Here is a 10,801-nt window from a genome sequence, read left to right on the forward strand (position 1 = left end):
GCTCACAATGACGGCACACAACGAACTCACAATGTAGGAGACCCCAATGAACAAGATGGCAATTTTCCTGGGTGGATTTCTGGTGCTGACCATTTTGATCGGTGCCCTGGCCACGATTTCCCCCGTTTGATCCTTATGCCACCAGAGTGCTGATCAAACCTCTTCCCGCCACCGACGCGCCTGAACCAACAATGCCGGCGCAAAGTGCAGCACAACCATGCGCACCAGATGATGAGTCAGGATGAACACCACGTTCAGCCCGCCACTGAAGGCGACCATGGAAATGGTCTCGATAGCGCCCGGCATGTAGGCCAGCCATAACGACCAGGGATCGCTGCCCCACACCCGCCCGGCCACGCTGGCAAACGCTGCGGCGATCAGCAACATCAGGCCGACTGACATCAACGCGGCACGCCCGTGGCGAATGAGCTCAGGGAAGCTGATGTCCTTGAATTTCGAGCCGATCAGCACACCGAGCAGGATGGCAGCGGAGTCGACACTCCATGACGGCATGTGAAAGCCCTGCAAGTAGCCGGTCTTGACGTACACGCCTGTGAGCACGATAGCGGTAAGCATGAACGGTGCCGGGACGCCGACGTTCAACAGTAAACGACCGAGCAACAGGCACAAGGCGATCAGCGATAACAAGGTCAACGCCAGACCCATGTCCAGCGGGATGCTGTGGGCAATCGGCACGGAGGTCTGCCCGGGAATGCAAAAACTCACGAGGAGCGTGATGGAGATCAGTCGCACCAGATGCACGACGATCACCTTGCCGGATGCGCGTTCGGATTCGAGCAAGTCGAACACCGCCGCGAGTGCGCCGGGGTAGACGGCCAGCAGGGTGTCCTTGCGGTTCCATCCGGCAATTTTCAGCAGCGCCAGACCGGCCACCGCGCTTTGCACCATCAGGCACACCAGCATCACGCCGAGGCTGGGCAAGATAGCCGCGACAGTGTGACTGTCCCACGCCGTAAACATCAGCCCGGTCGCGATTCCCAGGACGATTTGCACATAGCCGAGGCCGTAACGCAGGGTAGGGGAGAAGCGCAGGTTACTGGCGATCAGTGCGCTCGCGAATATCGATCCCAGCAACAGGCCATGGGGGATGCCGACGTATTGCAGCGCAGCGCCGACTCCGGTGGCAATCAGTAAACACAATAGGGTTTTCATGAGACTTCCTTGAGTATGAATTCCCCGAGGCTTACATCCGGGCTGCCCATGTTTTCCCACTGAACGGCATGAAGCGTCAAGAACGCTGATCTCCCTGTCCTTTAGGCGATATCCACTGGCTTATTAGCGATAGTCGGTAATCTGTGAACGGGTTAGAGTCGTGATCACGTTCCTGGCAAACCCGGATGACCCTGATGACGCGCCCTCGTTTCTTACCCGACAACTTCACCCTGACCCTGATCGGTGTGGTGCTGCTCGCCAGTGTGTTGCCCGTCAGCGGTCAGGTCGCGGTGGGCTTCGGTTGGCTGACCAACATCGCTATTGCTCTGCTGTTTTTTCTGCATGGCGCCAAGCTGTCTCGCGAGTCGATCATCGCCGGTGCCGGGCATTGGCGTCTGCACGTGCTGGTGTTCAGTCTGACCTTTGTGCTGTTCCCGCTGCTCGGCCTGGCGCTGAAGCCGGTGCTGTCGCCGCTGATCGGTGACGATCTGTACATGGGCATGCTCTACCTCTGCGCGCTGCCCGCCACGGTGCAGTCGGCCATTGCCTTTACCTCCCTGGCACGAGGCAACATACCGGCGGCGATTTGCAGTGCGGCGGCGTCGAGTCTGTTCGGGATTTTCATCACGCCGTTACTCGTGACGCTGTTGCTGAATGTGCACGGCGATGGCGGTTCGACCCTTGATGCGATTGTGAAGATCAGCGTGCAACTGCTGCTGCCGTTCATTGCCGGGCAGATCGCGCGGCGCTGGATCGGCGCCTGGGTCGGGCGCAACAAGAGTTGGTTGAAGTTCGTGGATCAGGGCTCGATTCTGTTGGTGGTCTTCGGCGCGTTCAGCGAAGCGGTGAATGAAGGCATCTGGCATCAAATCCCGCTGTGGGAGCTGGCCGGGCTGGTGGTGGCTTGCTGCGTATTGCTGGGGCTGGTGTTGGTGGCCTCCACGGTGCTGGGCAAAGCCTTTGGGTTCAATGTGGAAGACCGCATCACCATTGTGTTCTGCGGTTCGAAGAAAAGCCTGGCCACCGGTGTACCGATGGCCCAAGTGCTGTTCGCCGGCAGCACCATTGGCGTGTTGATCCTGCCACTGATGCTGTTTCATCAAATCCAGCTGATGGTTTGTGCCGTGCTTGCCCAGCGCTACGCCAAACGCCAGGAATCGGTTGCTGAGTTGATGGCGCAAGTGGATCCTTGATCGCCTGAGTCCCGAGCTTCGTCCGGAGTGATGCATGAAGGTTGGCGTGATTTCCGATACCCACGGTTTGCTCCGCGCCGAAGCCGTCGCGGCGTTGGATGGGTGTGAGCGGATCATTCATGCGGGTGACATCGGTAGCCGGGACATTCTCGATCAACTGGCGTCTATTGCCCCGCTGCATGTCGTGCGAGGGAACAATGATCTGGGTGAGTCCTGGGCAGAACCGCTGGATGATCTACTGCGTTTTGAGCTGAACGGATGGGGTACGTTGCTGGTGCATGACATCGCCGATGTTCCGGCCGTACTTGATGCTGACGTCAAGCTGGTGATCACCGGGCATTCGCACAAACCACGCATCGAATGGCGCGGCGACCGGTTATTCCTCAATCCCGGCAGTGCGGGGCGGCGGCGCTTCAAGCTGCCGGTGACGCTGGCGTTGATTGAGGTGCTGGAAACCTCGATTGAGCCGCGACTGGTTTCGCTGGTGGAATGATTTTTTTTTGCGCCGATGTCTATTCCACCTTATGCCGGAGGAAGTCCGGAGGTAATTCGCCAATGCCTTGCAGGCGGGCTTCGAGAAACTCGCGCAACACGCGAACCTTTGTCGAAAACCGGCGATTGGGAAGGTAAGCCATGTAAATCTGTCTTCCTGTCAGTGAATTAACGAAACGATAGTCCGGCAGGACAATTTGCAATTGACCGTTCAGCAGCTGGTCGCGCACCAGCCAGATTTCGAATTCCGCTATTCCCAACCCCCCACAGACCGCTTCGAGCAACAGCTCCGAGTTGTCTGATTGAAGATTGCCCTGCGGGAAAATCGAATGCTTTTCCTCGTCCCGGACAAAATACCAATGCGGGTCGCTATCCGGGTGCACGTAGACCAGACAGTTATGGGCGCTCAGATCGCCAGGCGTCTGGGGATGTGCATGCTGTGCAAGGTATTCAGGCGTGGCGCAAAGCAGCGAATCGTTGCGGGAAATCGGGTAGGCGATCAGGTTCTCCAAATGGTTTTCACCCTCATGGATATCCAGATCAAAGCCCCCCACGATCATATCGTTGTGGTTGTCTGTGAGCCGCAGATCCATCTGGATGCCGGGGTACATCTTTAGAAAGGGGGCGATCAGCGGCGCGAGGAAACGTCTGCCGAACGCCACCGGTGACGTGAGTTTCAGCGGGCCACTGGGTGCTAGGTTGAGATCGCTGACCACACGCAAGGTGTCATCCAGGTCGGCAATCATCGACAACGCCCGCGCGTGATAGATCTGCCCCGCCTCGGTCAGAGCGACGATATGCGTGGTGCGATGGAGCAGGGTGGTGTTCAGCGATTTTTCCAGCGCTGAAATGGTCCTGGTCAACGTCGAGGGAGAGACGTGCATCTCTCGGGCTGCCGCGGAAAAGCTGCCCAACTCGACGACTTTCACCAAGGCCCTCATCACCCCAAGATGATCGATGCGTGCAATTTCGGAGCTCATTTCAGGTAATTGCCTTTGCGCTGGGTGCAAAACCGAATTCCTTTGCTCGATGTTCCACCGGTTTTTATCGGAATATAGACTCAAACCCATGCCGTGCGCACATCCTTGTTGCCCGTCAACGCATATTCCCCGTTGCAAGTCGGAGTTTGAAGAATCTCATGAATTTTCCTGCCCATGTTCCCATCGCCATTGCCACTCGAAACGAACATGTGGAGCGAATCCATTGGGGGTCAGTGGCCGTGGTTGATAGCGAGGGCGCGTTACTGGCCTACGCCGGCGACCCGGCCTCCATGACATTTTCCCGTTCGACGCTCAAGCCGTTCCAAGCCGTTCCTTTTGTACGTGACGGGGGACCCGAGCGCTTTGGTTTCACCGATGATCAGGTAGCCTTGATGTGCGCCAGCCACTCCGGGGAAGAGTCGCACGTCGACGCCGTGAGCAACATGCTGACCAAAATCGGTCACGAAGCGCATGACCTGGGTTGTGGCTGCCATTTGCCGGATTTCTACAGTGGCGACAATCTCCCGCCCAAAGGTTTTCACTTCGACCAACGCCACCACAATTGTTCCGGAAAACACACCGGGTTTCTTGCCTACTGCCGCCTCCACGGACTAGAGAGCAGTTCTTACCTGGCGCCCGACCATCCCCTGCAACGCGATATCCAGCGGGTCGTCGCAGGGTTGACGCGGATGCCGCAAAATCAGCTTTGGACGGGGACTGACGGCTGCAACGCGCCAAACCTGGGAATGCCTCTGTCGCGACTTGCGCTGTTATGGGCACGGCTGGCCAGTGGTGATGCCGGGAACGACACAAGCCTCAGTCCTGTTTTGCAGCGGCTGTTCGACGCCATGTGTCGTAATCCTCAGATGGTCTCCGGTACCGGTCGATCCGATCTGGGCATCACCCTGTCCTCCAATGGTGATTGGGTCGCCAAAACGGGGGCTGATGGCGTGCAGACGGTAGGTATCCGCAGTCGCGGACTGGGCGTGGCGGTCAAGGTCAGCGATGGTGATTTTCCCAGTGTGTTTGCCGTCACCATCTCGGTGCTCAAGCAGTTGGGCGTGTTGGAAGGCGAGAATCCATTATTGGCACCTTGGGCAGATCCCGCATTGAACAATTGCAATGGCGCGCCGGTGGGTCAGTTGAAAGCCACTGTGCAATTGAAGTTCGTCTGATGCACAGTGCCGGCAGGCACGAATCACAAATCTTACGCAGAGCTCAAGCCATGCAATCGACGCGCTCACTGGATCACAAACCCCCAGCCATTTCATTGCGGGCAGTGAATAAATTTTTCGCCAGTCAGCAGGTGCTGTTTGATGTAGACCTGCAAGTACAGCCCGGTGAAGTGGTGGTGATTATCGGCCCCTCCGGCTCGGGTAAATCGACGTTGTGCCGGTGCATCAATCGTCTGGAAGCGATCGACAGCGGTGAGATTTTTCTGCACGGTGAACGCCTTCCGGAAGAGGGCGGTGCGTTGGCGAAGATGCGTGCCAAAGTGGGCATGGTTTTCCAGAACTTCAATTTGTTTGCCCACCGGACAGCGATGCAGAACGTTGCGATGGGCCCACGCAAAGTCCTCGGCATGAGTCGCCAGGATGCAGATGCATGGGCCATGCAATTGCTTGATCAGGTCGGCTTGGGGCACAAGGGAAAGTCGTACCCCGCAGAGTTGTCGGGTGGACAGCAACAGCGCGTCGCGCTCGCKCGTTCACTGGCGATGAAGCCCAGTGTCATGTTGTTCGATGAGCCGACCTCGGCACTTGACCCTGAAATGGTCAACGAGGTGCTGAAGGTGATGGTCGAACTGGCTCGCAGCGGTATGACGATGGTGGTGGTCACCCATGAAATGGGCTTCGCTCGCTCGGCGGCTGACCGGATCGTGTTCATGGACGCCGGTCGCATCGTCGAAAGTGCTCCCCCCGAGATTTTTTTCAGCGCTCCGCGTTCAGAGCGTGCTCGCGATTTTCTTTCCAAAGTACTCGCACACTGAATCACGCAGTAGAACCCACAATAACAAGAGAGATAGACCATGCGCCCAAACCGATTTGCTGCTCTTAGCCTTTCCCTGCTGACGTCCTGCATGTTTGCCGGCCTTGCATCGGCCGACACGACAGAGAAATTTGCGGCCGATTCGACGATGGCCAAAATTCACGAGCGAGGCAAACTGGTCGTTGGCACCTCGCTGAACACGCTGATGTTTTCCTCACGTAATCCCATGACCGGCGATGTCGAGGGCTTCGAGGCTGAGTTGGCAAGGATGCTGGCCAAACGGCTGACGGGGTCGGAAGACAACATCGAGTGGGTCAGCACGACGCCGGAAAACCGCATCCCGTTGGTACAGAACAAACGAGTCGACCTGGTCATCTCGACCATGACGGTCACGGATGAACGTAAAAAGGTCATTGGGTTTGCCGGTCCGTATTACCTCGCGGGGCAGGATTCGCTGGTCAGGGCGGACGACCATTCGATCAATAAAACCGCAGACCTCGACACCAAGACCGTCTGTGTCCTGAGCGGCACCACCGTTGAGCGCAACCTCAAACCTGTGGCGCCCAATGCCAAGATAGTGACCTTCAGCGACGCCTCTGCCTGCGTGGAAGGGCTGATCGACAAACGTTTCGATGCCTATGTCGACGACGGCGCCACGCTGGTCGGAGAGTCGATGCGTCAACCCGGCAAGATGCGCGTAGTCGGCACCCCCTTTACCGAAGAGCCCTACGGGATCGCCGTGGTCAAGGAAGACAACGCGTGGCGTGACTGGATCAATTCGCAACTGAGCACGTCGATCCGTGATGGCCAGTGGCAAAAAATGTATGACAAGGAACTCGAAGCCGGTTTGGGCGCGCCCCAAGTGCCCGTCATCCAATAAGAAAGCAATCCGCAGAGGGTGACCTTGATGCCTTATATCGAACGCTTTATTGGGGGTATCGCGATAAGCGTCGAGCTCACCCTACTGTCTTTCGCCATAGCCATTGTCCTGGGACTGCTGTTGGCGGTCATGAGGGTAAGCCCATGGCCGACATTTCGCTGGTTCGCCAGCGGTTACGTCGAGCTCATGCGGATGATGCCGCTTCTGGCGCTATTGCTGCTGTTTACCTTCGGCTTGCCCAAGCTTGGTTTCATGTATTCGCTGTTCACCTCCACGGTCCTGGTGCTGGGCTTGTATAGCGCTGCCTGGATCTGTGAGGTGGTGCGGGCGGGCATCAATACCGTTTCTCTGGGGCAGATCGAAGCCGCGCGAAGCATCGGGATGCGCTTTGATCAAATCCTCGCCGAAGTGGTGTTACCGCAAGCGGTGCAGTCGGTCATCGCACCGCTGGGCAATCTGTTCATCATTCAAATAAAGGCGTCGGCGATTGGTGCTGCGATTGGTGTCGCGGATATCACCTACACCGCACAGAGGATCAACTTCGATACGGCCCTGGCGGTGCCGACTTTCCTCGGCGCCATGGCTGCCTATTTGCTGCTGACCCTTCCCGCTGGTTGGTTCTTTCGCTACCTGGAGCAAAAAATGGCGGTGATCCGATGAGCTTCGATAATGTGCTGTACGAACCACCGGGGCCGATTGCCAGAAGGCGTAACCGAATTATCTCGGTGTTCGGCGCGATACTCCTGCTCGCTGGCTTGATGGCGGTCGGTCTGAGGCTGGACGAGAGCGGTCAGTTCGACGCTAAACGCTGGGAGATTTTCCTCCATCCGGGGACGCTGCGCTTTCTGTTTGAAGGGCTGGTGGCGACCTTGCTGGCCGCCGTGATCAGCATGATATTGGCGTTCAGCCTCGCGGTGCCGTTGGCGATTGCGCGGTTATCCGACAGGCTCTGGTTACGCACACTGGCAGCCGCCTATATCGGCTGTTTTCGTGCCGTACCGTTACTGTTGCTGATCCTGTTTACCGTCATCCTATTGCCTTCCATGGGGCTGAATTGGACGGCCCTGGGGTATCTGGTATTCGGCATGGTGCTGCATCACAGTGCGATGACGGCGGAAATCGTCCGCACCGGGATTCTTTCCTTGGGGCGAGGTCAGAGGGAAGCTGCGCTGTCTATCGGCATGCGAGAGCACCAGGCGATGCTCTGGATTGTGCTGCCACAGGCGTTGAAACTCATGTTGCCGGCCTTGGTCAGTGCGGTGCTGGCCATTGTTCAAGACACATCACTGGGCTACATCATTCCATACGAGGAGCTGCTGCGCCGTTCACAGCAGATATCCAGCTTCGCGCCGCAAACTCTGCTTCAGTCCGCGTTTATCGTGACGGTCATTTATGGCTTTGTCAGCGCACTGCTATTGGCCCTGCGCCGCTGGATCGAACGGCGGCAGGCCTATACCTCCCGAGCAGTGAATGGGAGTGAAGGCGTTACAGCCTCGGCGGTTTTCACAGAAACGCTGGGAGGTATTCCGGGTGTAACGCCTGCGCTGGGTAATGTATCGGCGCAAGCGTCCACTCGTGATAAATAAATAGTTCGCTGATTTGTACAAAAGGATCGAGCCTGCCTTTGGACCACCCCAACCCGAATAAGCGGTTCGGGGTGGTCCATTCAAGGCCTCACTTCACATCAAACCGATCCAGGTTCATCACCTTGGTCCATGCCGCTACGAAGTCTTTAACAAACTTCTCCTTCGCGTCACTGCTGGCATAAACCTCGGCCAGCGCCCGTAACTGCGCATGCGAACCAAAGACCAGATCCACACGCGTCCCGGTCCACTTCACTGCACCGGTTTTACGATCACGGCCTTCAAACTCTTCAGCCGCCTCGGAGGTGGGTTTCCACTCCACGCCCATGTCGAGCAGGTTGGTGAAGAAGTCGTTGGTCAGCGCTTCCGGTTGTTGGGTGAAGACGCCATGTCGGGTTTGTCCGACGTTGGTGTTGAGCACACGAAGGCCGCCGATCAGCGCAGTCATTTCGGGCGCGGTGAGCGTCAGTTGTTGTGCCTTGTCGATCAGTAGATGCTCGGCCGATACGCGGTAGCGGGTTTTCAGGTAGTTGCGGAAGCCATCGGCAATCGGTTCGAGGAAGCCGAAGGAATCCACGTCCGTTTGCTCTTGCGACGCGTCCGCCCGCCCTGGTGTGAACGGTACTGTGACGGTTTGGCCGGCATTTTTTGCCGCTTGTTCGACACCCGCGTTACCAGCCAGCACGATCAGGTCGGCCAGCGAGACTTTTTTGCCGCCAGCGTTGAACTCGCTCTGGATGCTTTCGAGTTTCGCCAGCACGTTCGCCAGTTGCTCAGGCTGGTTGGCTTGCCAGAATTTCTGCGGGGCCAGACGCAGGCGTCCGCCGTTGGCGCCGCCGCGTTTATCGGAGCCGCGGAAGGTCGAAGCCGCTGCCCAAGCCGTCGATACCAGTTGCGAGACTGACAAGCCAGAGGCGAGGATTTTGCTCTTGAGTGCAGCGACGTCGCTGTCATTGACCAAGGCATGATCCACCGCCGGGATGGGGTCTTGCCACAGCAGTTCTTCATTCGGCAATTCCGGGCCGAGGTACCGGGAGAGGGGGCCCATGTCGCGGTGGAGCAGCTTGAACCAGGCACGGGCGAAGGCGTCGGCCAGTTGATCGGGATTGGCCAGGAAGCGTCGCGAAATCGGCTCATAGATCGGGTCGAAACGCAGGGCCAGGTCCGAGGTCAGCATGGTCGGATTACGCCGTTTGGACGGGTCGTGAGCGTCCGGAATGGTGCCGGCACCGGCGCCGTTTTTGGCCACCCACTGATGCGCCCCGGCGGGGCTTTTGCTCAGTTCCCAGTCGAAACCGAACAGGTTTTCCAGGTAGTTGTTGCTCCATTTTGTCGGCGTGGTGGTCCAGGTCACTTCCAGGCCGCTGGTGATCGTGTCCGGGCCTTTGCCGGTGCCAAAACTGTTTTTCCAGCCAAAGCCTTGCTGTTCAAGACCGGCTGCTTCCGGCTCGGCGCCGACATTGTCGGCAGGTCCGGCGCCGTGGGTTTTACCGAAGGCGTGGCCGCCAGCGATCAGCGCCACGGTTTCTTCATCGTTCATTGCCATGCGGCCGAAGGTCTCGCGGATGTCCTTGGCGGAAGCCACGGGATCCGGATTGCCTTCAGGGCCTTCGGGGTTGACATAGATGAGGCCCATTTGCACGGCGGCCAGTGGATTTTCCAGATTGCGGCCCTGCTCGGTTCGGCTCTCTTCGTTTTCCCCGGGCTCAGCCACCAGCGGGCCTTCACCGGGTTCTTGCATGGGCTCGTTTTCTTTGCCGTAGCGGGTATCACCACCCAGCCATTTGTTTTCGGAGCCCCAGTACACGTCTTCGTCCGGCTCCCAAACGTCCGGAYGACCACCGGAGAAACCAAAGGTCTTGAAGCCCATCGACTCCAGCGCGACGTTCCCGGTGAGTACGATCAGGTCAGCCCAGGAAATATTGCGGCCATATTTTTGCTTGATCGGCCAGAGCAGCCGGCGCGCCTTGTCGAGGCTGACGTTATCCGGCCAGCTGTTGAGTGGTGCAAAGCGTTGTTGACCGGAGCCTGCACCACCCCGGCCATCACCGGTGCGATAGGTGCCGGCGGCGTGCCAGGACATGCGAATGAAGAGTGGCCCATAGTGACCAAAGTCCGCTGGCCACCAGTCTTGCGAATCGGTCATCAGCGCCGTGAGGTCTCTTTTGACCACTGCAAAGTCGAGTTTTTTGTAGGCTTCGGTGTAGTTGAAACCCTCATCCAGGGGATCGGACAGGGACGAGTGCTGGTGGAGGATTTTCAGATTCAGTTGGTTCGGCCACCAATCGCGGTTCGTCGTGCCACCGCCAGCGGCGTGGTTAAACGGGCATTTCGATTCATTTGCCATGTGCGAGCTACCTTTGGTCGTGTTCATCCGGGCTATTCGGCCCTTTGTGGGTTCTGGAATAGCGACGAGCGAAAGCAATGACACAGGCTGCTGGGCCAGCAGTTCGATTCACTGATTGTTTTGATCACACGGAAATCGGTACAGCGGAAAACGAGGTGTAATCA

Annotated in this window: 10 protein-coding genes; 7 read left to right on the forward strand and 3 right to left on the reverse strand. The window is 58.0% G+C overall.

Annotated elements, in window-relative coordinates:
• Nucleotides 1-153: 153 nt before the first annotated feature.
• The gene (locus AC1DRJ_RS04405; RefSeq protein ID WP_477801014.1) at nt 154-1,173 is read right to left on the reverse strand and encodes an AbrB family transcriptional regulator; all 1,020 of its coding nucleotides are present in this window, start codon (nt 1,171-1,173) and stop codon (nt 154-156) included.
• Between the two features lie 194 nt (nt 1,174-1,367).
• Between AC1DRJ_RS04405 and AC1DRJ_RS04410 the strand changes: the two genes are divergently transcribed.
• Both AC1DRJ_RS04410 and AC1DRJ_RS04415 read left to right on the forward strand, forming a co-directional pair.
• Nucleotides 1,368-2,366, forward strand: coding sequence for a bile acid:sodium symporter family protein (locus tag AC1DRJ_RS04410; RefSeq protein ID WP_477801015.1), 999 nt, complete (start codon nt 1,368-1,370; stop codon nt 2,364-2,366).
• Between the two features lie 34 nt (nt 2,367-2,400).
• Complete coding sequence (locus AC1DRJ_RS04415) at nt 2,401-2,859, forward strand: metallophosphoesterase family protein (RefSeq protein ID WP_477801016.1); 459 nt, start codon at nt 2,401-2,403, stop codon at nt 2,857-2,859.
• A gap of 19 nt (nt 2,860-2,878) precedes the next feature.
• On the opposite strand, the gene AC1DRJ_RS04420 is transcribed toward AC1DRJ_RS04415, so the two are convergent.
• The gene (locus tag AC1DRJ_RS04420; RefSeq protein WP_477801017.1) at nt 2,879-3,928 is read right to left on the reverse strand and encodes a LysR family transcriptional regulator; all 1,050 of its coding nucleotides are present in this window, start codon (nt 3,926-3,928) and stop codon (nt 2,879-2,881) included.
• A 68-nt stretch (nt 3,929-3,996) separates the two neighbouring features.
• Here AC1DRJ_RS04420 and AC1DRJ_RS04425 point away from each other — a divergent pair, with 68 nt between their 5' ends.
• The 5 genes from AC1DRJ_RS04425 to AC1DRJ_RS04445 all read left to right on the forward strand — a co-directional run bounded on the left by AC1DRJ_RS04425 (nt 3,997) and on the right by AC1DRJ_RS04445 (nt 8,293).
• Complete coding sequence (locus AC1DRJ_RS04425) at nt 3,997-5,013, forward strand: asparaginase (RefSeq protein ID WP_477801018.1); 1,017 nt, start codon at nt 3,997-3,999, stop codon at nt 5,011-5,013.
• A 50-nt stretch (nt 5,014-5,063) separates the two neighbouring features.
• Nucleotides 5,064-5,828 carry an amino acid ABC transporter ATP-binding protein gene (locus AC1DRJ_RS04430; RefSeq protein ID WP_477801019.1) on the forward strand — a complete coding sequence of 255 codons (765 nt, stop codon included), beginning with the start codon at nt 5,064-5,066 and terminating at the stop codon, nt 5,826-5,828.
• A 90-nt stretch (nt 5,829-5,918) separates the two neighbouring features.
• Entirely contained in the window at nt 5,919-6,707 is a 789-nt protein-coding gene (locus tag AC1DRJ_RS04435; protein WP_477801020.1) for a glutamate ABC transporter substrate-binding protein, read from the forward strand.
• 27 nt (nt 6,708-6,734) lie between these two features.
• Nucleotides 6,735-7,367: an amino acid ABC transporter permease gene (locus AC1DRJ_RS04440; RefSeq protein ID WP_477801021.1), complete on the forward strand. Its 633-nt coding sequence runs from the start codon at nt 6,735-6,737 to the stop codon at nt 7,365-7,367.
• A complete protein-coding gene (locus tag AC1DRJ_RS04445) occupies nt 7,364-8,293 on the forward strand; it encodes an amino acid ABC transporter permease (protein ID WP_477801022.1) in 930 nt (309 codons plus the stop codon). Before AC1DRJ_RS04440 ends, AC1DRJ_RS04445 begins: the two co-directional genes overlap by 4 nt.
• 88 nt (nt 8,294-8,381) lie before the next feature.
• On the opposite strand, the gene katG is transcribed toward AC1DRJ_RS04445, so the two are convergent.
• Nucleotides 8,382-10,637 carry a catalase/peroxidase HPI gene (katG, locus tag AC1DRJ_RS04450; protein WP_477801023.1) on the reverse strand — a complete coding sequence of 752 codons (2,256 nt, stop codon included), beginning with the start codon at nt 10,635-10,637 and terminating at the stop codon, nt 8,382-8,384.
• Between the last annotated feature and the right edge of the window lie 164 nt (nt 10,638-10,801).

The organism is Pseudomonas sp. P5_B2 (genome assembly GCF_056400445.1).

Excerpts from the sequence above, each read along its gene's own strand:
- AC1DRJ_RS04405 (WP_477801014.1), bottom strand. The coding sequence starts at position 1,173 with ATGAAAACCCTATTGTGTTTACTGATTGCCACCGGAGTCGGCGCTGCG.
- AC1DRJ_RS04410 (WP_477801015.1), top strand. The coding sequence starts at position 1,368 with ATGACGCGCCCTCGTTTCTTACCCGACAACTTCACCCTGACCCTGATC.
- AC1DRJ_RS04415 (WP_477801016.1), top strand. The coding sequence starts at position 2,401 with ATGAAGGTTGGCGTGATTTCCGATACCCACGGTTTGCTCCGCGCCGAA.
- AC1DRJ_RS04420 (WP_477801017.1), bottom strand. The coding sequence starts at position 3,928 with ATGGGTTTGAGTCTATATTCCGATAAAAACCGGTGGAACATCGAGCAA.
- AC1DRJ_RS04425 (WP_477801018.1), top strand. The coding sequence starts at position 3,997 with ATGAATTTTCCTGCCCATGTTCCCATCGCCATTGCCACTCGAAACGAA.
- AC1DRJ_RS04435 (WP_477801020.1), top strand. The coding sequence starts at position 5,919 with ATGTTTGCCGGCCTTGCATCGGCCGACACGACAGAGAAATTTGCGGCC.
- AC1DRJ_RS04440 (WP_477801021.1), top strand. The coding sequence starts at position 6,735 with ATGCCTTATATCGAACGCTTTATTGGGGGTATCGCGATAAGCGTCGAG.
- AC1DRJ_RS04445 (WP_477801022.1), top strand. The coding sequence starts at position 7,364 with ATGAGCTTCGATAATGTGCTGTACGAACCACCGGGGCCGATTGCCAGA.